The organism is Nonomuraea maritima (genome assembly GCF_900100395.1).
Classification (GTDB): Bacteria; Actinomycetota; Actinomycetes; order Streptosporangiales; family Streptosporangiaceae; genus Nonomuraea; species Nonomuraea maritima.
The window spans coordinates 601,562-625,939 of record NZ_FNFB01000001.1; the positions used below are offsets into that span (position 1 = coordinate 601,562).

Genomic DNA, 24,378 nt, shown 5'->3' on the forward strand with positions numbered 1-24,378 from the left:
CCCATGCCAAAGACCCCCAAGTCTTCACCCCCGAAGACGCCTGAGACGAAGGCGAACAGAGCCAGAAGCCGCCGCTTATCGAAACTTCTGCGGCTCGCCGTACAGAAGGAGAAGGCGGAACGCGCCGAGCGGCACGCGGGCATCAGACAGCAACCCCGTGCGGGCAAACCCCGGACGCGCAGGCCGTCACGGCGCTAGGGGTCACAGCACCCGTGCGCCGTGCATCTCACCGAGATGGTCGGCGAGCAGTTCCAGCCGGGCGCCGTCGGGGTCCTTGAAGTGGAGGGAGGCGCCGCTTTCCACCTGGTGCGGCACGCCGGCCGCCTCCAGCTTCCCGCGCAGCCGCTCCCATGTCGCGGGATCGACCGAGATCACGACGTGGTGGAGCCCTCCCAGCACCTCGCGGTACGGTTCGAGGTCGATCCCGGGGAAGTCGACGAACGCGAGCAGGTTGCCGCTGCCGGCGTCGAAGAAGAAGCGGCTGGAGCCGCTGTGGTCGGGGTTCTCGATGACCTCGGTGAGCGGGAACTCCAGGAGTTCCTGGTAGAACCTGATGGTCCGCTCGGCGTCGGAGCAGATCAAGGCCACGTGGTGCAGGCCGCGGGCGCTGCTGGAGGGCCGGTGCGTTAAGACGTGGCGCTGCTTGATGTCGGTACGGCGGGCGTCGGTGGCCGCTCGGTCGGTCGTCACGGCAGCTGTATGTCCGCACGAGCCCTGCCTCAACCGCCCGCGACCAGGGCGAAGCGTTTTCTGTCGGTGGCGCGAGGCAGTATGGCCTGGTGAGCTCGCTCGACCACTTCAGCCAGGTGACCAGGCAATGGTTCGCCGGCGCCTTCGAGGCTCCCACGGCCGCCCAGGAGGGGGCGTGGGAGTCGATCGCGCGCGGCGACAACACGCTCGTCGTGGCGCCCACGGGGTCGGGCAAGACGCTGGCGGCGTTCCTGTGGTCGCTCGACCGGCTGGCCGCCGCCCCCGCCGACGGCGAGCGGAAGGGCACCCGCGTGCTCTACGTCTCGCCGCTGAAGGCGCTCGCGGTCGACGTCGAACGCAACCTGCGCGCACCGCTGGCCGGGCTGAAGCAGACCGCGCGGCGGCTGGGGCTGCCGGTGCCGGAGATCTCGGTGGCGATCCGCTCGGGCGACACCCCCGCAGAAGACCGCAGGCGGTTCGCGGCCAAGCCGTCCGACATCCTCATCACCACCCCTGAGTCGCTGTTCCTGCTGCTCACCAGCCAGGCGCGCGAGGCGTTGCACGCGGTCGAGACGGTGATCGTCGACGAGGTGCACGCCGTCGCGGCCACCAAGCGCGGCGCCCACCTCGCCCTCACCCTCGAACGGCTCGACGCGCTGCTCGACAGGCCGGCGCAGCGGGTGGGGCTGTCGGCGACCGTCCGGCCGGTGAGCGAGGTGGCGACGTTCCTGGGCGGGGCGCGGCCCGCCACGGTCGTGCAGCCGCCGTCCGACAAGCAGATCGAGGTCGAGGTCGTCGTCCCCGTCGAAGACATGACGGAGATGCAGGCGGGGCCGCCCGCTGACGGCGAGGAGCTCACACCCGAGCCCGCCAACCGGTCGATCTGGCCCCATGTCGAAGAGCGCCTGTTCGACCTGATCGAGTCCCACAGCTCCACGATCGTGTTCGCCAACTCGCGGCGGCTGGCCGAGCGGCTGTGCACGCGTCTCAACGAGCTCGCGTACGACCGGGGCGCGGCCGGTGAGGCCGTCGACCTGTCGATCTGGGAGACCGGTGCGCCGCAACGACCACCCGCCGAGGTGATGGCGCAGGCGGGGGCGAGCAGGGGCGTGGTGACGGAGATCGTCCGCGCCCACCACGGCTCGGTGTCCAAGGAGGAACGGGCGCAGATCGAGGAGGCGCTCAAGTCCGGCCGGCTGCCCGCCGTCGTCGCGACGTCCAGCCTGGAGCTCGGCATCGACATGGGCGCGGTCGACCTGGTCGCCTGCGTGGAGGCGCCGCCGAGCGTGGCCAGCGGGCTGCAGCGCATCGGCCGGGCGGGCCATCAGGTGGGCGCGGTGTCCAAGGGCGTCATCTTCCCGAAATACCGGGGCGACCTGGTGCAGACGGCGGTGGTGGCCGAGCGGATGAAGAGCGGCTTGATCGAGGAGTTGCGCTATCCGCGCAATCCGCTCGACGTGCTCGCCCAGCAGATCGTCGCGATGACGTCGCTCGACGAGTGGACGGTCGACGACCTCGAGGCGGTGGTCAGGCGCGCGGCCCCGTACGCCACGCTGCCGAGGAGCGCGCTGGAGGCCACGCTCGACATGCTGGCCGGGCGTTATCCGAGCGAAGAGTTCGCCGAGCTGCGCCCGCGCATCGTGTGGGATCGCGTCACCGGCACCCTGCGGGGGCGTCCCGGTGCGCAGCGGCTGGCGGTCACCAACGGCGGCACGATCCCCGATCGCGGGCTGTTCGGCGTGTTCCTGGTCGGGGAGCGCGCGTCCCGGGTGGGCGAGCTCGACGAGGAGATGGTCTACGAGTCGCGTGTGGGCGACGTGTTCGTGCTGGGCGCGACCTCCTGGCGCATCGAGGACATCACGGCCGACCGGGTGCTCGTCTCCCCCGCCCCGGGTCAGCCGGGCAAGCTGCCGTTCTGGCACGGCGACACGCCCGGCCGCCCGGCCGAGCTCGGGCGGGCGATCGGGCAGTTCCTGCGCGAGCAGGCCAAACAGGACTCGACCGAACGCATCCAGGCGGCCGGGCTCGACGAGTACGCCGCCGGCAACCTGCTGGCCTACCTTCGGGAGCAGCGCGAGGCCACGGGCTACGTCCCCGACGACCGCACGCTGCTGGTCGAGCGTTTCCACGACGAGCTGGGCGACTGGCGCGTGGTGATCCACTCCCCCTATGGCGCGCGGGTGCACGCCCCGTGGGCGCTGGCGATCAACCGGCGGCTGCACGAGCGCTACGGCCTCGACGTGCAGGCCGTCCATTCCGACGACGGCATCGTGCTGCGCATCCCCGACACGCTGGCCGAACCGCCCACCGACGTGGCGGCGTTCGACGCCGAAGAGATCGAGCAGATCGTCACCGAGGAACTCGGCGGCTCCGCGCTGTTCGCCTCCCGGTTCCGCGAGTGCGCGGGGCGGGCTCTGCTGCTGCCGCGCCGCGTGCCCGGCCGGCGCAGCCCGCTGTGGCAGCAACGACAGCGGGCCGCACACCTGCTGGGCGTGGCGTCGCAGTACGCGTCGTTCCCGATCGTGCTGGAGACGATGCGCGAGTGCCTGCAGGACGTCTTCGACGTCCCTGGGCTGGTGCAGCTCATGCGTGACATCGCCGCGCGCCGGGTGCGGGTGGTGGAGGTGGAGACCTCGCAGGCCTCGCCGTTCGCGACCTCGCTGCTGTTCCACTACGTGGGCGCCTTCATGTACGAGGGCGACGCACCGCTGGCCGAGCGCCGCGCGCAGGCCCTGGCGCTCGACACGACGCTGCTGGCGGAGCTGCTCGGCCAGGCCGATCTGCGCGAGCTGCTCGACCCCGACGTGATCTCCGACAGCGAGCGCGAGCTGGCCCGGCTCGACCGGCCGCTGCGCGATGCGGAAGACCTCGCCGACCTGCTGCGTTCCCACGGTCCGCTGCTGGTGCCCGACGTGAGCGTACGCGGGGGCGATCCGGCCTGGCTGGCGGAGCTCGAACGCGCGCGACGGGCGATCCGGGTGCGCGTCGCGGGGCAGGAGCAATGGGCGGCGATCGAGGACGCGGCCCGCATGCGCGACGCGCTCGGCGTCCCGCCGCCGGTGGGGGTTCCGCACGTGTTCCTGGAGCCGGTGCCCGACCCGCTGGCCGACCTTGTGGCTCGGCACGCCCGCACGCGCGGGCCGTTCCACGCCTCGACGGCCGCCGCCCGGTTCGGGCTGGGCGTGGCCGTGGTGACCGACACGCTGCGGCGGCTGGCGGCGACCGGGCGGGTCGTCAACGGCGAGTTCCGGCCCGGCGGGCGGGGCGAGGAGTGGTGCGACGCGGGTGTGCTGCGGATGCTGCGCCGCCGGTCGCTGGCCCGGCTCCGCAAGGAGGTGGAGCCCGTCGCCCCGGAGACGCTCGCCCGGTTCCTGCCCGCCTGGCACGGCATCACCGGCGCCGACGGGGGTGCGCCGGCGCGGGGGGCGATCGGTTCGGCGCGGGCGATGGACGCGCTGGTCCGTTCCATCGAGCAACTGCAGGGCGCCGCGGTGCCCGCCTCGGCGCTGGAGACGCTGGTGCTGCCCTCGCGGGTGCCCGGATACCATCCGGCGCTGCTCGACGAGCTGACCTCGTCGGGCGAGGTGATGTGGGTGGGGCAGGGTTCGCTGCCCGGTGGCGACGGCTGGGTGTCGCTCTACTTCGCCGACACGGCGCCGCTGTTGATGCCCGACCCGGCCGAGATCACGATGACGCCGGTGCACGAGCGCGTGCTGGAGTTGCTCGGCGCGGGCGGGGCGCTGTTCTTCCGTGGGCTCTCCGACCTGGCCGGCTCGCTCGACGACGCGACGCTGGTGTCCGCCCTGTGGGACCTGGTGTGGGCGGGCCGGGTGTCGGGCGACACGCTGGCGCCGCTGCGCGCGACGCTCGGCACCGGACGGCCCGCGCACCGGCCGTCCGTGACGCGGCGGCGCCGGGCCGTGCTGCCGAGCCGGAGCGGGCCGCCGACCGTGGCGGGGCGTTGGTGGCTGCTGCCCGAGCCGGCCGCCGACGCCACCCAGCGGGCGCACGCACAGGCTGAGGTGCTCCTGGAACGGCACGGGGTGGTGACCAGGGGTGCGGTGACGTCCGAGCGGCTGCCTGGCGGGTTCACGCCCATCTACCAGGTGTTGCGGGCGTACGAGGAGAGCGGCAGGTGCCGTCGGGGCTACTTCGTGGAGGGGCTCGGCGGGGCGCAGTTCGCGCTGCCGGGGGCGGTGGACCGCATGCGCGCCATGGCCCCGAGCATCGCACCCGGCTCTCAGCCCGCGAGCTCACCTGCTGCTCCCGACGCCTACGGCCTGCCGCCAGGAGGCGCCGCCGGGTACGACGCCCCTTACGGCGACGAGGCCCACGACCCGCTCGGCGACGCATTGGGTGGGCGGTCCGGTGGCGGGCATGGTGCCGGTGCCAGTGCAGATGACGGGTTCGGGAACCGGTTCGGCAACGAGCCTGGTGGCGGGCTCGGTGACCGATTCGGCGACAGGCCCGAAGACCGGTTCGGCAGCGGGCCTGGTGACCCATTCGGTGACAGGACGGGAGATCGGCGCGGAGGCGGGTTGTCTGGCGACAGGGCCGAAGGCCGGTTCGGAGGCGGCCTGTCTGGTGACAGGACTGGAGACCGATTCGGAAGCGGGCTGCCTGGCGACAGGGCCGGAAACCGGTTCGGCAGTGGGGCTGGTGGCGGGCTCGGAAGTGGAGTGACTGAAGGGCGTGGTGAGCGGCGCAGGGGTGGGCCGGGTGATGGCGGGAGGCGGGCTGTGGTGCTGGCGGCGGCTGACCCTGCCAGTCCGTACGGGGCCGCGCTGTCATGGCCGCAGCATCCCGGCGAGGTCGGGCACAAGCCTGGGAGGAAAGCCGGTTCGCTCGTGGTGCTCGTGGATGGCCACCTGGTGCTCTACGTCGAGCGTGGCGGCAAGACGCTGCTGTCGTTCACCGACGGTGAGCGGTTGCAGCCCGCTGTGGACGCGCTGGCGCTGGCCGTACGTGACGGGGCGCTGGGCAAACTGACGGTGGAGCGGGCCGACGGCGCCCCGATCGTCGACTCCCCGCTGGCGGCGGCACTGGAGGCGGCCGGCTTCCACCCCACACCTCGTGGCCTGCGCCTACGCGCCTGATCGCAACACACACCCGAGTGGAACGACGGACGTACGGCGTGCGTGATCCCGGGGGGTGGACCCGCCGCGTGCGGTGCATGTGCCGGGCCGCCGACGGCTACCGGACCGTGACCGTGGACGTGCGCGGGGCTTCGCGTGTCGTGCGGCTCCGCCGTCGCCTGTGGCACCCGGGAGTTGTCTTCCCAGGGCCGTCTTCGGCGTTGCCTGGCGGTGGCCCTGCGACGTGTGGTCCTGGCAGCCGGGCCCCATAGGGCTGTGACGGCCGATGGGCAACGCAGGCGGCGGCCAGGGCTGTGCGGGAGGCCGGACAAGGAAAGAAAAATAGGGCTTACGCAGCAACTGAATGATCGTTATGTTACTAGGCGTGGCGTCAGACCCCGGGGCGTTCGCCCGAGAGGCGTCCGACGGCACAGGCACGTCGCACGGCTGGTCCACGCCGTGACTGGAGTGGTCATCAGCGGAGGGCGGATCGACGGTGCCATCGACGTCTCGCTGCCGCGCCGCCGACGTCGGCGGCCTCGTGGCGGGTCCAGCCGCGTTAAGCGTCGCGGGCGTCGACCCTCGTAGCCTGTCCTGGCAGTCGTCACGGGCGTTACCGCGAGCCCGATCCGCCCGGGTCCGTGCGCCGGCGGGCCGGGGAAGTCGAGACACACTCCGAAGTGGCACGGAAGCTGCGGCCGAGAGGTTCGCGACCCTCCCAACGCCACACGCCCACGACCCGCCACCGCGCTCCCACCACCACCCGCGGCGTCCCACCACGAAAGCCGACGCATACTTCGAGGCGCGGCGGGCCGAGTGGGTCACGGCCTTCGAAAGAGCGCACTCCCACCACCACGCCCGGCGTCGCGGAACGGAAGCCGACGCGTACTCGGAGGCGCGGCGGGCGCGGTGGGTCGCTACCTTCGCGACACGGCATGCCCACGTCCACTCGCGGCGTTCCCACCGACCACGGGCGGCGTTCCCGCGACCAGCCGCGGCGACCCCGCAGGCATCCACGGCAATGCACGAGCGCCCACGACGTGCTCGCGGGCATCCTCGGCAGTCGCGCCATCGTGCACGGCGGTCCACGACCGGCTGCGACATCCGCACAACCGTCCATGACAATCGCCTGACCGCCCACGGCACGCCCGCGGTCATCCTCGGCAAGCACCACCATGCACGACGCCCCACGACCGTCCACGGCAGGCCTTCGATCGTTCGTGGTCGGTTCAGGGCCGGGTGTGGGGTGATCGGCCCCGTGCTACGAGGCGCGGGTGACCGCTTGAGCCGGTCGGCCGTGAGGCGGTCGTCCCTCCGACCATCGCGACCAGGAGACAACCCATGACTGCGGCTCTGGAGATCAACGGCCTGGTGAAGGCCTACGGGGAGAAGGTCGCTGTCGACCGTGTCACATTGACCGTGCCGCAGGGCTCGTTCTACGGGCTGGTCGGGCAGAACGGCGCGGGCAAGACGACCACGCTGTCCATGGCGGTGGGACTGCTGCGTCCCGATGCCGGGACGGCGCGCATCTTCGGGGCGGACGTGTGGTCCGACCCGGCGACGGCCAAGCAGCTCGTCGGCGTCCTGCCCGACGGGATGGCGATGCCGGAGCGGCTCACCGGGCGCGAGGTGCTGACGTATCTCGGGCTGTTGCGCGGGCTGAAAAAAGAGGTGGTGACCGAACGCGCCACGGAACTGCTGTCGGTGCTCGAGCTGGAGGGAGCCGAGAAGACCCTGGTGATCGAGTACTCGACCGGCATGCGCAAGAAGATCGGCCTGGCCACGGCGCTGCTGCACGCGCCTCGGCTGCTGGTGCTGGACGAGCCGTTCGAGGCGGTCGACCCGGTGTCGGCGGCGACCATCAAGGGGATCCTGCGCGGGTTCGTCGAGGGCGGCGGCTCGATCGTGCTGTCCAGCCACGTGATGGCGCTGGTGGAGCAGCTGTGCGACCACGTCGGCGTGATCGACAAGGGCCGGGTGGCGGCCGCGGGCACGCTGGAGGACGTACGCGGCGCGGCGACGCTGGAGGACAGGTTCGTCGAGCTGGTCGGTTCGGGTTCCACGGCCGCCAAGGGGTTGTCATGGCTGTAGTGATGACGCTGGTCCAGATGAAGCTGGCGATCCTGCGCCACGCGGTCAAGGGTCCGCAGGGCAGCACGATGTCGTCGGCGGGCGTGCTCGGTGTCCTGATCGCGGGCGGCACCGTTTACCTGGCCTTCCTCGACGGTGACTGGCTGCCGGCCGCGTACGCGGTCTGGATGCTCGGATGGATCATCGGCCCGGTCTTCTCCGGAGGTGGCGACGAGTCGCTGCGCCCCGAGTTCTTCTCGGCCATCGGGCTGCGCCCGTACCGGCTCGCGGCCGGGCTGCTGACGGCGGCGTTCATCGGCGTCGCTCCGGTGGTCAGCCTGCTCGCCCTGGCGGGGCTGGTGGTCGCCGGGACGCGGGAAGGCGTCGTGGGGGTGGTCGTGGCCGTGCCCGCGATGGTGTTGCAGCTGGCCGTGTTCGTCCTGCTGTCGAGGGTCGCGGTGGCGCTGCTCGGCGTGGCGCTCGGTTCCAGGGTCGGGGCGATCGGCGCGGGCGTGATCAACGGGGTGATCCTCGCGATCCTCGGACAGGGCTGGGTCTTCGCGGTGGCTCTCGGCCAGGGCGGCCAGATCCCCGAGTTCGTCCGCTACCTGCCGTCCGGGTGGGGGCTGCTGGCGGTCGAGGGCAACCTCCTGGCGCTGGTCGCGATGGCCGTGCTGATCGTGCTGCTGCTGGGGGCGTGGGCGGCGTTGCTGACCCGGCGTACGGGGGCTGACCGGCCCTCGACCCGGGGCCGCAGGCCGATGCGGGCGGCGACGGCGCGGCAGGCGGTGATCGCGAAGGAGCTACGTACGTGGACCCGTGACCTGGTGCGCACCCATCAGATGGCCTTCGCGCTGACGTACGGTGTGTGCTTCGCCGCCGCGCCGCTCGCGCTGGGGATCCCCGACATGCTGCCGCTCGCCGGGCCGATCTTCATCGCGATGGCGGCGTCGCTGTCCGCCAACACGTACGGCACCGACGGCACCGCCCACTGGCTCACCCTGCTGACGCCCGGCGCGTCCGACGTACGAGGTCGGCAGCTGGCCTGGCTGGCGGCGGTGGGGCCGGTCGCCGTGCTGCTGACGGTGGCGTTCACGCTGGTCACGGGTGGTCCGTGGCCGCTGGTCCTGTCGGCGACGCCGGCACTGCTCGGCGGCGGGGCGGGGCTGGTGCTGCTGGTCTCGGTGTACGGGCTCGTCCCCGGCATCGATCCCCGCAACCGCGGCGGCAACCCGCTGCGGACCTCCGAGGACGAGGGCAGCCTGACCGGGATGGCGTACCTCATGCTCCTCCTGGTGGCGTGCAGCGCGGCGCCGGCCGTGACGGTCGCGGCGATGTTCGGCTGGTGGGGCGTGCCGGTCGGGGTGGCCACCGGTGTGCTGTGTTACTGGGGGTTCGGACTGCTGGCGGAGCGGCGGCTGACGGCCAGGGGGGCGGAGCTGCTCCAGGTCATGCGTACGGGGCGGCGTCCGGGAAGCATCACCGGGAAGTCCTCGTTCGCGATGCCGAAGATGTCGAAGCCGCGCGAGTTCATCGTGATGGTCTGCATCACACTCGGCGCGATCCCGCTCATACCGCAGGGCGTCGTGGCGATGACGATGCTGTCCGACGGGCAGCTCGGGCACACCTGGTTCCTCGCCACGCACATGCCGCCGGCGCTGCGCTGGCCCACGGCGATCGTGATGGTGCTGCTCGGCCTGGGCATGTACACGACAGGGTTCCTGCTCTGGCGTCAGGCGAAGAAGCAGGCCGCCGGCGCCCGGGCTGAGGCCCGTGAAGAGCCTCAGGAGGCCGCACCATAGGACAAGCCGGCGCGACGCGCCCGCGCGGGCACTTCCCGCAGGGGTCCTGACATCCAGGGCACCGCGCGAGTGCTCGCCACACGGATCCTCGCCTCCCGGGAACCGCGCGAGCACTCGCCAGGTCCTCGCGTCCCGGGACCCGCGTGGACGGGCGCCGGGCCGGCGGTGGAGGTGGTGGGCGGGCGCTGGTGGTGCGGGCGCTGTATACGATTAGTGCCCTTATGAGCGATATGACGTTGGGCGCGTCCCACCAGACCTTGCGCGACGAGGTCACCGCCGAGCTTCGCCGCCGCATCCTGTCAGGCGAGCTGGGTCAGGGCGAACGGTTGGTGGAGGACAGGCTGGCGGCGGCGCTCGGCGTCTCGCGCAACCCGGTACGCGAGTCGATCAGAATCCTGTCCACCGAGGGGTTCGTCCAGGTCGTCCCCCGGATCGGCGCGACCGTCGCGGTGCTGTCGGTCGAGGAGGCCGAGGAGCTCTTCGACGTGCGCATCGCGGTCGAGGGCCTGGCGGCGCGCCTCGCGGCCCGCAAGCGCAGCCCCGCCGCCGCCGACCGGCTGCGCCGGGTGCTGGAGCAGGCCAGGGAGGCCGTCGAGGCCGGGCGGCTGGAGCAGGTCGCCGACTACAACACCGATTTCCACCTGGCCGTCGCCGAGGCGGCGGGCAACTCGTACCTGACGCTCATGATGAAGCCGATGCTGCAGCGGGCGCAGTGGGTCTTCAACCGGACCGCCGCCGCGCGCAAGGGCGACTCCTGGTCGGAGCACCTGAGCCTGTGCGAGGCGGTCGCCGCGGGCGACGAGGACGAGGCGCAGGCGCGCGCCGTCGCGCACGTCGCGGCGGCCCGCCGGTCGTTCCTCGCCGAAACCGGCCGCGCCCGGTAAGCCGGCCGACGGTCAGAAACCGGCCGTGCCCGGTGAGCCACCCGGCATCAAAGGCAGGCCGCGCCCGGTGAACCACCCGAACGATTAGAAAACGCTCAGATAACAACATAGCGCTATGAAACGCCAGTGAAATGTGAGGTCTTGTATACAGTCTCCTAAACCCTTCTACGGAGGCCAGAATGAGACCGTCCCCCAGGCTCGTTGCGGTTCTCGCCACACTTCCTCTCGCCCTGGCGGCTTGCGGCGGCGGCGGCAGTTCGAGCACCACGCCCACGGCCCCTCCTTCCATAGCAGACGCCTCGGCCGACAACCGGCCGGTCAAGGCCGGCGGAACGCTCAACGTGGCGCTCAACGCCGATCCGGACGCACTCGACCCGAGCAGTTCCACCACGCTGGTGGGCCGCGAGGTGTTCGCGAACATGTGCGAGAAGCTCTACGACATCGACGCGTCCTCGACACTCGTCCCCCAGCTCGCCGCGGCCATGCCCGAGCTGTCCGACGACGGCAAGGAGGTGACGATCAAGATTCGTGAGGGTCTGAAGTTCAACGACGGCACCACCATGGACGCCGAGGCGGTCAAGAAGTCGATCGACCGCCACCGTACGTGGGAGAAGTCGGCCCGCCAGGCCGACCTCGCCGCGGTCTCCGACGTCACCGTCGTCGACCCGGCCACGGTACGGCTCACCCTGACGCAGGCGTTCACGCCGCTCACCGCGCAGCTCGCCGACCGCGCCGGCATGATCATGTCGCCGAAGGCCCTGGACGCCGAGGGCGACAACTTCGGCGCGAACCCGGTGTGCGTGGGCCCGTTCAAGTTCGCGAGCCGCACCTCCGGCAGTGAGATCGCGCTGGAGAAGGCGGCCGACTACTACGACGCCGCCAAGGTCAAGCTCGACAAGCTCGTATACAAAATCATCGTCGACCCCAACGTCCGCGCCGCGAACCTGAAGTCGGGCGACGTGCAGGTGGCCGACCAGCTCGCCACGACCACGGTCAAGGGCGTGCAGGACGACCCCAACCTGGCCGTCGTCGCCGGCGGCGGGCTCGGCTACTACGGCATGCAGATCAACGTCGGCAACGTCAGCGGCTCCACCGAGAAGTACGGCGAGGTGGACACTCCGCTGGGCAAGAGCCCTGAGCTGCGTGAGGCGTTCGAGCTGGCGCTCGACCGCGACGTGATCAACAAGACCGTGTACAACGGCCTGTACGAGCCCGACTGCCTCCCCGTGCCGGTCGACAGCCCGTACCGGCCGAAGGACCTGCAGTGCCCCAAGCGTGACGTCGCCAAGGCCAAGCAGCTCGTCCAGGCCTCCGGCGTGCCGACGCCGATCAAGGTCACGCTGACCTCCCCGAACGACGCCACGAACATCCGCCTGGCGCAGGTCATCCAGCAGATGACCAAGGAGGTCGGCTTCGAGGTGAGCGTGCAGACCGCCGAGTTCGTCACCACGCTCGACGCGGGCCGCGCCGGCAAGTTCGACGTCATGCTGCTCGGCTGGTCGGGCCGCGTGGACCCGGACGGCAACCTGACCAACATCGTCACCACCGGCGGCAGCAACAACTACGGCGGCATGTCCGAGCCGGGCGTCGACGACCCGATCAAGCAAGCCGCCGCCGAGACGGACCTCGCCAAGCGCACCGAGCTCTACGGCTCGGCCATGGCGAAGATCCAGCAGGTGCGCAGCGTCCTGTACCTGTACCACAGCAAGTACTACCTGGGCACGGCCAAGAACGTCGCCGGCGTGCAGTACTTCAAGGACGGCCTGCCCCGCTTCGTGACGGCCGGATTCACCGCGTAATGCTCTGGTTCATCCTTCGGCGTTGCGGGTCGGCGGTCATCGTGCTGTTCATGGGCAGCGTCCTGATCTTCCTGGGGATCAGGGCGCTGCCCGGCGACCCGGCCACCGTCATGGCGGGCGACGAGGCGTCGCCCGCCGTGGTGGCCGCGATCCGCCAGGAGTTCGGCCTGGACAAGCCGCTGCCCGCGCAGTACCTCGACTACGTCACCCAGACCCTGACCGGCAACTTCGGCCGTTCCACGCAGGACCAGCTGCCGGTGATCGACATCATCGCCCAGCGGCTCCCCGTGACGCTGGAGCTGTCGGCACTCGCCATGCTCGTCGCGATCGTCATCGGCGTGGGCGCGGGCATCGTGGCGGCCGTCCGGCGCGGCAGGACCGCCGACTACGTGGCCACCGGGTTCGGCCTCGCCGGCCTCTCGGTGCCGCACTTCTGGCTCGGCCTGCTCGGCATCCTGCTGTTCGCGGTGACCTGGCGCGTGCTGCCCGCCTCGGGCTACGTCCCGTTCAGCGAGGACCCGGCGCAGAACCTGCAGCGGATGATCCTGCCCTCGCTCGTGCTCGGCGCCGGCTTCGCGGCGATCCTCATGCGGCAGACCCGTTCGGCCATGCTGGGCGCGCTGTCGGCCGACTACGTACGGACGGCACGTTCCAAGGGCCTGTCGGAGACCAAGGTCGTGGGCGCGCACGCGTTGCGCAACAGCCTGACGACCGTGGTGACCGTCCTCGGCCTGCAGCTGGGCGCGCTCATCAGCGGCGCGGTGGTGACCGAGCAGATCTTCGTCATCCCGGGCTTCGGCAAGCTCACCGTGGACGCGGTGCTGACCAGGAACTACCCGGTCATCCAGGCGGTGGTGCTGGTCACTGTCGCCGGATACGTCCTGGTCAACCTGCTGGTCGACGTCGCCTACGCCTTCCTCAACCCGCGGATCAGGCTCTCGGGGGCACGCCATGACTGACGCAATCGCCGTGCCGCTCCGGCGCGCCAGGATGTGGCGGCGCTTCCGGCGGCGGCCGATGCCGATGACCGGGCTCGTCCTCGTGGCCGGGTTCCTGCTGCTGGCGCTGGTCGGCCCGCTCGTGACGGGCGACCCGGCGCAGCAGGACTACCTCGCCACGCTCGCGCCGCCGTCGGCGGCGCACCCGATGGGCACCGACGACCTCGGCCGCGACGCCTTCGCCCGCATCGCGCACGGCGCTCAGGTCTCGCTCCAGGCGGGGGTGCTCTCCACGGCTCTGGCCATGGCCGTCGGCATCCCGATCGGGCTGGTCGCCGGGTTCTACCGGCGCTGGCTGGACCCGATCGTGATGCGCCTGGTGGACGTGACGCTCGCGTTCCCGTTCCTGGTGTTCGCCGTAGGCCTGGCGGCGATCATCGGACCTTCGCTGAAGGGCGTGGTGCTGGCGCTCGGCTTCGCCCAGCTGCCCGCCGTCATCCGGATCACCCGCGGCGAGGTGCTCGCGATCAGGGAGATGGACTACGTGGCCGCCGCCGTCGCCGACGGCGCGGGCGACGCGCACATCATCTTCCGGTACGTGCTCCCCAACTGCGCCAGCCCGCTCATCGTGCAGGCCACGGTCGCGATCCCGACGGCGATCATCGGCGAGTCGACGCTGTCCTTCCTCGGCCTCGGCGTGCAGCCGCCGACGCCGTCGTGGGGCGTGATGCTGACGACCGCGCAGCAGTACCTCGGCGACGCGCCCTGGCTGGCCATCTGGCCGGGCGTGATGATCGCCCTGGCCACGCTCGGCTTCAACCTGCTGGGCGACGGGCTGCGCGACGTACTGGACCCGAGGAGTGGCCCGTGAGCCTGCTGGAGATCACCGACCTGAGCGTCGGTTTCGACACCGAGGACGGCCTCGTGCAGGCGGTCAGGGACATCTCGCTCACCCTGGACGAGGGCGAGATCCTGGCGCTGTGCGGCGAGTCGGGCTGCGGCAAGTCGGTCACCGCGATGTCGGTGCCGCGGCTCCTGCCGCCCGACACGACGCGGCTGTCGGGCTCGGTGAAGCTGGACGGCCGTGAGCTGACCACGCTGCCCGAGGCCGAGATGCGGCAGGTCCGCGGCAAGTCGGTCTCGGTCGTCTTCCAGGAGCCGATGACGTCGCTGAACCCGTCGTTCACCGTCGGCTACCAGATCGCCGAGGTGCTGCGCCGCCACGAGAAACTGTCCAGGAGGGACGCCGACAGGCGCGCGACCGAGCTGCTGGAGCTGGTCGGCATCCCGGCCGCGGCGCGGCGCATGAAGGAGTACCCGCACCAGCTGTCCGGCGGCATGCGGCAGCGCGTGATGATCGCCATCGCGGTGGCCTGCCAGCCGCGGGTGCTGATCGCCGACGAGCCCACCACGGCGCTCGACGTGACGATCCAGGCGGGCGTGCTCGACGTCTTCCGCGACCTGCGCGACCGGCTGGGCACGGCGATCATCCTCATCACGCACGACCTCGGCGTGGTGGCCGACATCGCCGACCGCGCCGTCGTCATGTACGCCGGGCGGGCCGTCGAGCAGGCCACGGTGGCGGAGCTGTTCGCCGCGCCGCGGCACCCGTACACGCTGGGGCTGATGAACGCGCTGCCGTCCGCGGCGGTGGACGGGCGGCTGGCGGAGATCCCCGGCATGGTGCCCTCGCCGCTGTCCGACCCGGACGAGTGCGCCTTCCACGACCGCTGCCCGCGCGTCCAGACCGACTGCCGCATGTCCAGGCCCCCGCTCGTCCGCCAGGGCGAGGAGCATCTGGCGGCCTGCTTCCACCCCGGAGGTCAGTCGTGATCCTGAAGATCGACAACCTGGTCAAGCACTACGGCCCCGTACGCGCCGTGGACGGCCTGTCGCTGGAGATCGGCGAGGGCGAGGTGCTCGGGCTGGTCGGCGAGTCGGGCAGCGGCAAGTCGACGGTCGGCAAGTGCGTGCTGCGGCTCACCGAGCCCACCTCGGGCACGATCGAGCTGGGCGGTCGCGACATCACCCACCTGTCGCGGCGGGCGCTGCGCCCGCTGCGGCGCGACGTCCACATGGTCTTCCAGGACCCCTACTCCTCGCTCAACCCGCGCTTCACGATCGAGCGGATCGTCGGCGAGCCGCTGCTGCGGCACAAGGTGGCCGACCGCCGCGAGACCTCCCGGCGGGTGTCCGAGATGCTGGAGAAGGTGGGGCTGCGCCAGGAGATGCGCTCGCGCTTCCCGCACGAGCTGTCCGGCGGGCAGCGGCAGCGCGTGGGGCTGGCCCGCGCGCTGATCCTGGAGCCCAAACTGGTCGTCGCGGACGAGCCGGTGTCGGCGCTGGACGTGTCGGTGCAGGCGTCGGTGCTCAACCTGATCACCGACCTGCAGAAGGACATGGGGTTCTCGTGCCTGTTCATCACCCATGACCTGTCGGTGGTGGAGTTCCTGGCCGACCGGATCGCCGTCATGTACCTCGGCCGGATCGTCGAGTCGGGCCCGACGGAGGAGATCTTCGCCGGGCCGCGGCACCCGTACACGCAGGCCCTGCTGTCGGCCGCGCCCGTGGCCGACCCGGTCAGGCAGCGCGAACGGCGCCGCATCGTGCTCGGCGGTGACGTGCCGAGCCCGCTCGACCCGCCCTCCGGCTGCCGGTTCCACACCCGGTGCCCGCTGGCCTACGACGAGTGTCGTAGCGTCGAACCGGCCTTGCACGACCCGCGTGGCAACGGCCATCCGGCCGCGTGCCACCTGGTAACGGCGGATCGCGTCCCCGACGCGGCCGCGACCCGATAGAAGGAGAGATCTTGTTCACCACCAGGCCCGAGCTGTCGGGTGACTTCGGTATGGTCGCGAGCACGCACTGGCTGGCCTCCGCCACCGGCATGAGCGTTCTGGAGCGGGGCGGCAACGCCTTCGACGCGGCGGTCGCCGCGGGATTCGTGCTGCAGGTCGCCGAGCCGCACCTGAACGGTCCCGGCGGCGAGGTGCCGATCCTGCTGTGGAGCGAGGCCGACCAGAAGGTGTCGGTCGTGTCCGGGCAGGGCGTCGCTCCGTCCGCGGCCACCATCGAGCGCTTCACCGAGCTGGGCCTCGACCTCGTTCCCGGCACCGGTCTGCTGGCGGCCACCGTGCCCGGGGCGTTCGGCGGCTGGATGCTGATGCTGGAGCGGTGGGGCACCTGGTCGCTGGCCGACGTGCTGGCGCCCGTGATCCACTACGCCGAGCACGGCGTGCCGGTGCTGGAGCGGGTCTCCACCACGATCGAGTCGGTCAAGGACCTGTTCACCGACGACTGGAGCACGTCGGCCGCCACCTGGCTGCCCGGCGGCAACGTCCCCGCGGCCGGCAGCAAGCTGGCCAACCCGGTGCTGGCGCGGACGTACCGGCGGCTGGTCGCCGAGGCCGAGGCCGCGTCGAGCACCCGCGAGGGCCAGCTCGAAGCCGCCAGGAAGGCCTGGTACGAGGGGTTCGTCGCCGAGGCGATCGCCGAGTTCTGCCAGAAGACGGCCTGGCGCGACAGCTCGGGCGAGGTGCACGGCGGCCTGCTCACGGGCGACGACCTGGCGAACTGGCGGGCCGGCGTCGAGGAGCCGCTGACGTTCGACTACCGCGGCCACACCGTGTGCAAGACGGGCCCGTGGGGCCAGGGGCCGGTGTTCCTGCAGCAGCTCGCCCTGCTGTCGGGTCACGACCTCGGCGCGATGGGCCACCTCAGCGCCGACTGGATCCACACGGTCACCGAGGCGGCCAAGCTGGCCTTCGCCGACCGTGAGGCCTGGTACGGCGACACCGAGGTGCCCATAGCGGACCTGCTGGACGCGTCCTACACCGACGAGCGGCGGCGGCTGATCGGCGCCGAGGCCAGCCTCGAACTGCGTCCAGGAGCCCCTGGCGGGCGGGCGCCGCGGCTGCCCGTCTACCCCGACCCGGCCACGATCCCTGGCGCGCCAGGCCTGTCCGGCGCGCGGGCCCCGCAGGGGGTCGGCGAGCCCACGGTGGGACGGGTGGACACCGGCGAGCAGGTGATCTCCTCCGACGGCACCGTCAAGGGCGACACCTGCCACGTCGACGTCGTCGACCGGTTCGGCAACATGGTCTCCGCCACGCCCAGCGGCGGCTGGCTGCAGAGCTCCCCCACCGTTCCCGAGCTGGGCTTCTGCCTCGGCACGCGGGCACAGATGTTCTGGCTGCAGGACGGCCTGCCCGGCTCGCTGCGTCCCGGCGCGCGTCCGCGCACGACGCTGTCGCCGTCGTTCGCGCTCAGGGACGGCCGTCCGTGGCTGGCGTTCGGCACGCCGGGCGGCGACCAGCAGGACCAGTGGAGCGTCAACTTCTTCCTGTCGGTCGTGCACGGCAAGCGCAACCTGCAGGAGGCCGTCGACGCGCCGATGTTCCACACGGAGCACTTCCCGAGCTCGTTCTACCCGCGCGGTTCCCGTCCCGGCGTGCTGCACGTCGAGGACCGCGTGGACGCCGCCGTCGTCGCCGAGCTGCGCCGCCGTGGGCACGAGGTGGAGGTGCAGGAGTCATGGTCGCTCGGCCGGCTGAGCGCCGTGGCCAGGGACGGCGACTTCCTCAAGGCGGCGGCCAACCCGCGCGGTTCGCAGGGGTACGCCGTCGGCCGCTGACCGTTCACGTGGGGTGGGGGCCGGGATCCGGCCAAGCCCGGCGGGCGGCTTCCTCGGCACCCGCCTGGCCCATCTCTCGCGCCGGGGTTCTCGCCCCGGCCTGGCCCTCGCCTGGGCCTGGTGCCGGTCGCCCTGGTCAGGCGACGGTGGCCGTGATCAGATCGTCCACGACCTCGGTGAGGTCGTGATCCCTGGCGTAGGCCCGTCGCTGGCGCGCGGCTCCCGACCCGGCGCGCAGCAGCCGGTCGAGGCCCTCCTGGACGTACGCCAGGTCGCCCGCCTCCGCCAGCGCCGGCCGTACGTGCTCCAGAAGACGCCCGGCCAGCACCGCGGCCGGGACGCGCGTCCCGTGGCGTACGTCGAGGCCGTCGCCCTGCAGCCCGTCGCGGGCCGCCCGCCAGTAGGCGGCGCGCAGGACCTCCTGCGGGACGGGCATCCCCCGATCGCCCCGCGCGACGGCCTCCAGAGCCGTCATCACGAGTGCGCGGGTGAGCCCGATCAGGGTGAGGCTGTCGGCCACGTCGAGCGGCACGTCGGCCACCCTGACCTCCACCGTCGGGAGATTGGGCGACGGACGGGCGTCCCAGTAGACCGACTTGGAGTCGAGCAGCACGCCCGACTCCGCCAGCGACCGCACCGCCACCTCGTACGCCCCGTAGGACGGGAAGTAGGGCGGCGCCCCGGAGACCGGCCAGCGCCCCCAGCTGATCACCCGCCAGGACGCGTACCCGGTGTCGCGGCCGGCGAAGAACGGTGAGTTGGCGGCGAGGGCGATCAGGGTCGGCAGCCAGGGCCGCAGATGGTTGCCGACGTAGACGGCGTGCTCGGGGTCGGGCACGTCGACGTGCACGTGCAGGGCGCAGATGCTGATCTCGTCCTGCAGCGCGCCGTAGAGCACGCGTCCTTGCAGGTAGCGGTCGTCGTCGGTGAGCGGCGGCGGCATCACGTCACCGAGGACGGGCATGCCGCAGGCGACGACGGCCAGGCCGCACGAGCGGGCCGCGCTCGAAACCTCCTTCCTCAGGGCGCGCAGCTGCGCGCCCAGTTCGCCGAGGTCGGCGGAGGGCGGCGTGCGGGCCTCCACCTGGAATCGGGTGATCTCGTGAACCACGTCCAGCACGCCCGCGGCGGCGGCCAGCACGTCGGCCGCCCGGGGGGATACGTGGCGGGTGCGGGGATCGACGACGAGGTATTCCTCCTCGATCCCGATGAGCGGAACCATGTCCACCTCGCAGGGGAGTCCGGAACTCTCCGTACGGAGGTTTGGTGCCCGTGCGGCGGTGTGGGGGAACCTGGTCAGCCGGTGAGCTCCACGGGCCCGTAGACGGCGTGGCGCGCGCCGGTGACCATGGCCCAGTAACGGTCGCCGTACGACCAGTGCCACCACTCGGTCGGGTAGTTGACCAGGCCGGCCGGCTCGAGGGCGGCGGCGAGCAGCTTGCGGTGGGCGCGGGCGTCGTCGGAGATGCCGGGGGCGCCGGTGTAGCAGGCTCCGTCGCTCTGCTCCGGGTTGTCGTTGACCTGCGTGCCCATGTCGTACTCGACGCCGTCCGGCGAGCACAGGGTGAGGTCGACGGCGGCGCCCGCGGTGTGCGGGGCGACCTCGACCGGGGAGACGTAACGGCTGGCCGCGACGTGCGATTCGGCCTCCGTCATCTCGGGGTACGTCGCGAGCAGCTCGGCGCGGTAGCCCTCGAAGATGTCGCGCTGCGTGGCGATCGGGCGGTAGCCCTCGACGACGAGCAGGTGGTAGCCGTCGGGCAGCAGGCTCTCGGCGTGCTCGAGGCGGCTCAGCAGACCGGCCCGCAGGTGCGCGTAGGCGCCCGCGTCGTCGGCGAGCCGCGTGTCCACGCGCAGCCGTCCGCGCACGTCCGCCAGGGGTTCGCCGCACTCCTGCACCGGGATCGAGGTCACACGGGGGTCGGAGATCAGCACGACGTCGTTCGGGGAGCTCCACATGGGCAAGGATTCTCACACAGTGTCGGAGAAGACCTGCTCGCGGGCCTGTCCCAGCGCCGCGACCAGCGCTCCGCGCAGCACCGGGTTGCCGTCCACGCGGGTCGTGACGACGGCGGGCCTGCTCGGGCACACGCGGGCCACCGCCTCCTCCACCTTCGCGGCCAGCCGCTCGCCGCCCGCGCGGCCGACCTCGCCGCTGAGCACGATGAGCCCGGGATCGAGCACGACGGCCACGGCCGCGGCCCCCACGGCGAGCCGCGCGGCCACCTCGTCGAGGAAGCCCTCGTCACCGCGACGCACCATGTCGGGCACGCTGTCGCCGGTCACGCCGTGCCGTTCGGCCAGGCCCGTGAGGGCGGCGTGGCCCACCAGGCGCTGGAACGAGCCCGACTGCGGCGCGGACACCTCGGTGGGCAGCGGTTCACCGGGGACGGGCAGCCAGCCGATCTCGCCCGCGCCGCCGGAGATGCCGCGGTGCAGCTTGCCGCCGAGCATGACGCCGAGGCCCTGGCCGACGCCTGCCCAGATCACCACGAAGTCGTCGTGTCCTGCGGCGGCGCCGTACTCGTGCTCGGCGAGGGCGACGAGGTTGACGTCGTTCTCGATGGTCACGGACGCGCCGAGGGTCTCGCGCAGGCCGGCCAGCACGCCGACGTGCCAGGCGGGCAGGTCGTACGCCCAGCGCACGTCGCCGGTGACCGGGTCGACGACTCCGCGCGTGCCGATGACGAAGGAGCGCAGGCGTGCCAGGCTGACGTCCGCGGTGTCGCAGGCGCGCCGCACGGCGTCGTGCACCGCCCGTACGGGGTCGCCGACGTCGGAGGGGTTGACGGTGATCTCGACGACGGTCCTGCCGGTGATGTCCGCGACGCCGACGCGCAGGCTGTCGGGCAGCACCTCCAGGCCGGCGACGTACGCGGAGGAGGGGACGACGGCATACAGCGCGGCGTGCGGTCCGCGGCCTCCTGCGCGCTCGCCCGCGACCTCCACCAGCCCGCGTTCCTCCAGCCGGGCGAGGAGCTGGCCCGCGGTCACCTTGGACAGGCCGGTGCGCTCGCCCAGCTCGGCTCGGGTGAGGGGGCCGTCTCCCAGGAGCAGTTCCAGCGCCGCGCGATCGTTCAGCCGGCGCAGCAGCCGGGGGGTCCCCGGGTCTCGACTCATCGGCGCACCCTTCTCGTCACGATCGGCTAACGGGCGTTTCTTTTAAGAAAGTTTCTTGTTAGTTTACCAGCATCGTTCGGCATTGACGATCAGCCTGGTGCGGACCGTAGGCCAGCACCCGGGAAGGGAGAACCCTGTGAGGATCGCGAAGATCACAGCCACTACGGTCACCACGGCCGCTCTGGCCCTGGGCCTCGCCGCCTGCGGGTCCAGTGAAGCACCCCCCACGTCCTCACCCGACGCCGGCGCCGCCTCGGCCGGCGGCCCCGCGTACGCCGGCAAGACCTTGACCGTGTGGCGCCTGGGAGACAGCAACCCGGCCGCGGCCTCCTACATGGAGGAGCTCAACGCCGAGTTCAAGACCAAGACCGGCGCCGACGTCAAGCTCGAGTGGATCCCGTGGCCGCAGGTGGCCGACAAGTTCGCCGCCGCCGCCACCGGCACCGGGCCGGACGTGACCGAGATCGGCAACGACCAGGTGCCGATGTGGCAGAGCCAGGACGCGCTCACCCCCATCACGGACATCGCCCGCGAGGGCGACCGGGCGCAGATCCCCGAGAACCTCTACGGCTACGAGACCGTGGACAACGAGATCTACGCCGTGCCGTGGGGCGCCGGCGCCCGCGCGGTGCTCTACCGCAAGGACTGGTTCGAGGAGCTCAAGATCGAGGTCCCGAAGAGCTGGGACGAGCTCGTCGCCGCCGCCAAGAAGATCCAGAAGGAGAAGGGCGCGGGCGTGGACGGCTTCGCCTTCAACGGCGGCTCCGACGCCAACCACCTGCTCGCGGCCTTCGCCTGGTCCGAGGGCGGCGAGTACGCCGTCAAGGAGGGCGACCGCTGGGTCGGCAAGCTCACCGAGCCCGGCTTCACCAAGGGCTTCGAGACCTACACCGGTCTGGTGACCGACGGACTGTCCGGCAAGGCGAACCTGACGCAGAACACCGTCGACATCCGTACCCGCTTCGCCAACAACAAGGTCGCCATGTACCTCACCGCCGCCTGGGACCTGCCGGGCATCGAGGAGGACTCCAAGGGCAAGCTGAAGGGCGACAAGCTCGGCTTCTTCCCGCTGCCCGCCAAGAGCGGCGGCGTGGCCCCGTCCTTCTTCGGCGGCAACGACATCGCGCTCTGGGGCACCACCGAGCAGGCCGACCTCGGCAAGGAGTACATCAAGCTCGCGACCAGCAAGACATGGGCCGACCGCTACGCCAAGGAGGGCGGCCTGCTCCCGGTCTACCCCGACACGCTGACCGCGCTGAACGAGGACCCGGCGCAGGGCCCGTTCGCCCAGGCGTTCGCCCAGGCCAGGGCCTTCCCCGCGGACCCCAACTGGTCCGAGGCCGACGCCACGAAGGCCGTACTGCAGAACGCGGCGCGGGCCGTCATCGAGGGCAAGAAGGACACCGCGACCGCTCTCGCTGACGCCAACAAGGAACTCGAAGAGATCCTGAACCAGTAGCGATGGCGGACACGACTACGGTCACCCCGGGCGGGGGCTCCTCCCCCGCCCCGGGCAACCGGCGCGACAAGAGCTCCGGGAGGGTGCGGACCCGCGGACTCCCTGACTGGAGCATCCCGTACGTCCTGCTCGTCCCCGGCCTGCTGGTCATCGCGGGCCTGCTGCTCTACCCGATGTTCCAGCTGGGCGTCATGGCGTTCCAGCGGGTCGGCCTGGCACAGGTCAGGGGCACCAGACCGGCCGAGTGGGTAGGCCTGGAGAACTTCGAGCGGGTCCTCGGCAACGAGATCTTCTGGTCGGCGTTGCGCAACACCGTGGTGTTCGCCTTCGTCGCCGTCAGCCTCACCCTGATCGTGGGCACCGCGGTCGGCGTGCTGCTGCACCGGCTCGGCAAGAAGATGTCGCTCTTCGTGGTGATCGGCTGCATGTTCGCCTGGGCGGTGCCGCCCGTGGCGCAGGGCGTCATCTGGCGCTCACTCTTCGACGCCGAGGCCGGCATCGTCAACTGGGCGCTGAACCTGCTGCCCGACTGGCTGGCCGCCCCGCCGGACGGGCAGCCGAGCTGGACCGGCACACCCTGGCTCAACGACACCCCCGGTCTCTACACCGCGCTGGTCGTGTGCGTGGTGTGGGCCGGCTTCCCGTTCATCGCTGTCTCGGTGCTCGCCGGGCTCAAGGGCATCCCCACCGAGCTGTACGAGGCGGCCAGGGTCGACGGCTCGGGCCCGTGGCGTACGTTCAGGAAGATCACCCTGCCGCTGCTCAAGCCGGTCTTCGCCGTCCTGACGGTCCTGTCGATCATCTGGGACTTCAAGGTGTTCAGCCAGCTGTACGTGCTGATGAACGGCCCCACCAACCGCGACGGCTTCAACCTGTCCATGTACGCCGTGGCCGAGGCCTTCAGGCCCCCGCAGAAGCTCGGCACCGGCGCGGCGATCTCGGTCGTGCTGACGATCATCCTGCTCGTCGTCACCGTCGTGTACGTACGGCAGATCGTGAAGCAGGAGGAGATGTGACCCCGCTCGCCCGCAAGAGACTCGGCAAGATCCTCCTGAACGCGGCCGGCGTGGTGGTCTTCCTGTACGCCGCCTTCCCCGTCTACTGGATGGTCTCCACCGGCTTCAAGGAGAACGACCAGATCTTCACCACGGAGTTCATCCCGTTCCCGACGCACTTCACCTTCGAGCACTTCGCGAAGGTGCTGACCGAGGGCGTCGCGAACAACTCCATCTGGCTCTACATGCGCAACAGCGCGATCGTGGCGCTCGGCACCGTGTTCATCGGCTCGGCCTTCGCCCTGCTGTCGGCCACCGCCATCGCCCGCTTCAGGTTCAAGGGCCGCAGCGTCTTCCTCGTGGTGCTGCTGATCGTGCAGATGCTGCCCGCCGAGGGCCTGCTCATCCCGCTGTACATGATGGTCAAGCGGGTCGGGCTCGGCGACCAGCTCATCGGGCTGATCGTCACCCAGGTGGCGCTGACGCTGCCGTTCGGCGTCTGGATGCTGCGCACGTTCGTCGCCGCGGTGCCGAAGACGCTGGAGGAGGCCGCCTGGATCGACGGCGCGAGCCGCATGACCACCTTCTGGCGGGTGCTCTTCCCGCTGGTCGCCCCGGGGCTGGTGGCCACGAGCATCTTCTCGTTCATCACCGCATGGAACGACCTGGTCTTCGCGCTCTACCTGATGTCGGGCTCGGAGGGGTACACGATGCCCGTCGCCCTGCAGTACTTCTTCGGCCAGAAGGGCGTCGAATGGGGCGCCATCATGGCCGGTTCCACCCTGATGACCCTCCCGGTCGTCGCCTTCTTCCTGCTCGTCCAACGCCGCATGGTCTCCGGCCTGGTCGCCGGGGCCGTCAAGGGCTGAACCACGGGGGCACGGGCCTGCCCTCCTTCCACCGATGAGGAGCC

The 24,378-nt window shown here is 71.4% G+C and carries 17 protein-coding genes; 13 read left to right on the top strand and 4 right to left on the bottom strand.

The annotated features are described in order from the left end of the window. Positions 1-201: 201 nt before the first annotated feature. Positions 202-690, bottom strand: coding sequence for a VOC family protein (locus tag BLR04_RS02855; RefSeq protein WP_090759187.1), 489 nt, complete (start codon positions 688-690; stop codon positions 202-204). A gap of 86 nt (positions 691-776) precedes the next feature. Here BLR04_RS02855 and BLR04_RS02860 point away from each other — a divergent pair, with 86 nt between their 5' ends. The 10 genes from BLR04_RS02860 to BLR04_RS02905 all read left to right on the top strand — a co-directional run bounded on the left by BLR04_RS02860 (position 777) and on the right by BLR04_RS02905 (position 17,891). After that, a complete protein-coding gene (locus BLR04_RS02860) occupies positions 777-5,786 on the top strand; it encodes an ATP-dependent helicase (RefSeq protein WP_090759189.1) in 5,010 nt (1,669 codons plus the stop codon). Between the two features lie 1,320 nt (positions 5,787-7,106). Continuing rightward, complete coding sequence (locus tag BLR04_RS02865; protein WP_090759191.1) at positions 7,107-7,856, top strand: ABC transporter ATP-binding protein; 750 nt, start codon at positions 7,107-7,109, stop codon at positions 7,854-7,856. Beyond that, complete coding sequence (locus BLR04_RS02870) at positions 7,847-9,637, top strand: hypothetical protein (protein WP_143021939.1); 1,791 nt, start codon at positions 7,847-7,849, stop codon at positions 9,635-9,637. Before BLR04_RS02865 ends, BLR04_RS02870 begins: the two co-directional genes overlap by 10 nt. Positions 9,638-9,858: 221 nt before the next feature. Then, complete coding sequence (locus BLR04_RS02875) at positions 9,859-10,521, top strand: GntR family transcriptional regulator (RefSeq protein ID WP_090759196.1); 663 nt, start codon at positions 9,859-9,861, stop codon at positions 10,519-10,521. Positions 10,522-10,700: 179 nt separating this feature from the next. Further along, on the top strand, positions 10,701-12,320 hold the full coding sequence (locus BLR04_RS02880; protein WP_090759198.1) for an ABC transporter substrate-binding protein: 1,620 nt from the start codon (positions 10,701-10,703) through the stop codon (positions 12,318-12,320). Then, complete coding sequence (locus BLR04_RS02885) at positions 12,320-13,279, top strand: ABC transporter permease (protein ID WP_090759200.1); 960 nt, start codon at positions 12,320-12,322, stop codon at positions 13,277-13,279. The genes BLR04_RS02880 and BLR04_RS02885 overlap by 1 nt, the downstream gene beginning before the upstream one ends. Next, positions 13,272-14,129 (top strand): ABC transporter permease, encoded by an 858-nt coding sequence (locus BLR04_RS02890; RefSeq protein ID WP_090759202.1) that lies wholly within the window; start codon positions 13,272-13,274, stop codon positions 14,127-14,129. Before BLR04_RS02885 ends, BLR04_RS02890 begins: the two co-directional genes overlap by 8 nt. Next, positions 14,126-15,091: an ABC transporter ATP-binding protein gene (locus BLR04_RS42545; RefSeq protein WP_090759204.1), complete on the top strand. Its 966-nt coding sequence runs from the start codon at positions 14,126-14,128 to the stop codon at positions 15,089-15,091. The genes BLR04_RS02890 and BLR04_RS42545 overlap by 4 nt, the downstream gene beginning before the upstream one ends. Beyond that, on the top strand, positions 15,088-16,056 hold the full coding sequence (locus BLR04_RS42550) for an ABC transporter ATP-binding protein (RefSeq protein WP_342672253.1): 969 nt from the start codon (positions 15,088-15,090) through the stop codon (positions 16,054-16,056). Before BLR04_RS42545 ends, BLR04_RS42550 begins: the two co-directional genes overlap by 4 nt. 50 nt (positions 16,057-16,106) lie before the next feature. After that, the gene (locus BLR04_RS02905; RefSeq protein WP_218128708.1) at positions 16,107-17,891 is read left to right on the top strand and encodes a gamma-glutamyltransferase family protein; all 1,785 of its coding nucleotides are present in this window, start codon (positions 16,107-16,109) and stop codon (positions 17,889-17,891) included. 136 nt (positions 17,892-18,027) lie between these two features. On the opposite strand, the gene BLR04_RS02910 is transcribed toward BLR04_RS02905, so the two are convergent. The 3 genes from BLR04_RS02910 to BLR04_RS02920 all read right to left on the bottom strand — a co-directional run bounded on the left by BLR04_RS02910 (position 18,028) and on the right by BLR04_RS02920 (position 21,011). Then, positions 18,028-19,113, bottom strand: coding sequence for a carboxylate-amine ligase (locus BLR04_RS02910; RefSeq protein WP_090759550.1), 1,086 nt, complete (start codon positions 19,111-19,113; stop codon positions 18,028-18,030). 74 nt (positions 19,114-19,187) lie between these two features. After that, positions 19,188-19,850, bottom strand: a complete 663-nt coding sequence (locus tag BLR04_RS02915) for a M15 family metallopeptidase (RefSeq protein WP_090759208.1) — start codon at positions 19,848-19,850, stop codon at positions 19,188-19,190. A gap of 12 nt (positions 19,851-19,862) precedes the next feature. Then, positions 19,863-21,011, bottom strand: a complete 1,149-nt coding sequence (locus BLR04_RS02920; protein WP_090759210.1) for an ROK family transcriptional regulator — start codon at positions 21,009-21,011, stop codon at positions 19,863-19,865. Positions 21,012-21,147: 136 nt separating this feature from the next. Here BLR04_RS02920 and BLR04_RS02925 point away from each other — a divergent pair, with 136 nt between their 5' ends. The 3 genes from BLR04_RS02925 to BLR04_RS02935 are packed head-to-tail and all read left to right on the top strand — an operon-like array spanning position 21,148 to position 24,334. After that, the gene (locus BLR04_RS02925; protein ID WP_090759212.1) at positions 21,148-22,470 is read left to right on the top strand and encodes an extracellular solute-binding protein; all 1,323 of its coding nucleotides are present in this window, start codon (positions 21,148-21,150) and stop codon (positions 22,468-22,470) included. A gap of 2 nt (positions 22,471-22,472) precedes the next feature. Continuing rightward, a complete protein-coding gene (locus BLR04_RS02930; protein ID WP_090759213.1) occupies positions 22,473-23,486 on the top strand; it encodes a carbohydrate ABC transporter permease in 1,014 nt (337 codons plus the stop codon). Then, on the top strand, positions 23,483-24,334 hold the full coding sequence (locus tag BLR04_RS02935) for a carbohydrate ABC transporter permease (protein WP_090759215.1): 852 nt from the start codon (positions 23,483-23,485) through the stop codon (positions 24,332-24,334). The genes BLR04_RS02930 and BLR04_RS02935 overlap by 4 nt, the downstream gene beginning before the upstream one ends. Positions 24,335-24,378 lie beyond the last annotated feature (44 nt).

Bases quoted from the DNA above. Each gene is read 5' to 3' on its own strand.
- BLR04_RS02865 (WP_090759191.1), top strand. From the start codon at position 7,107: ATGACTGCGGCTCTGGAGATCAACGGCCTGGTGAAGGCCTACGGGGAG.
- BLR04_RS02870 (WP_143021939.1), top strand. From the start codon at position 7,847: ATGGCTGTAGTGATGACGCTGGTCCAGATGAAGCTGGCGATCCTGCGC.
- BLR04_RS02875 (WP_090759196.1), top strand. From the start codon at position 9,859: ATGAGCGATATGACGTTGGGCGCGTCCCACCAGACCTTGCGCGACGAG.
- BLR04_RS02880 (WP_090759198.1), top strand. From the start codon at position 10,701: ATGAGACCGTCCCCCAGGCTCGTTGCGGTTCTCGCCACACTTCCTCTC.
- BLR04_RS02885 (WP_090759200.1), top strand. From the start codon at position 12,320: ATGCTCTGGTTCATCCTTCGGCGTTGCGGGTCGGCGGTCATCGTGCTG.
- BLR04_RS02890 (WP_090759202.1), top strand. From the start codon at position 13,272: ATGACTGACGCAATCGCCGTGCCGCTCCGGCGCGCCAGGATGTGGCGG.
- BLR04_RS02905 (WP_218128708.1), top strand. From the start codon at position 16,107: ATGGTCGCGAGCACGCACTGGCTGGCCTCCGCCACCGGCATGAGCGTT.
- BLR04_RS02910 (WP_090759550.1), bottom strand. From the start codon at position 19,113: ATGGTTCCGCTCATCGGGATCGAGGAGGAATACCTCGTCGTCGATCCC.
- BLR04_RS02915 (WP_090759208.1), bottom strand. From the start codon at position 19,850: ATGTGGAGCTCCCCGAACGACGTCGTGCTGATCTCCGACCCCCGTGTG.
- BLR04_RS02920 (WP_090759210.1), bottom strand. From the start codon at position 21,011: ATGAGTCGAGACCCGGGGACCCCCCGGCTGCTGCGCCGGCTGAACGAT.
- BLR04_RS02930 (WP_090759213.1), top strand. From the start codon at position 22,473: ATGGCGGACACGACTACGGTCACCCCGGGCGGGGGCTCCTCCCCCGCC.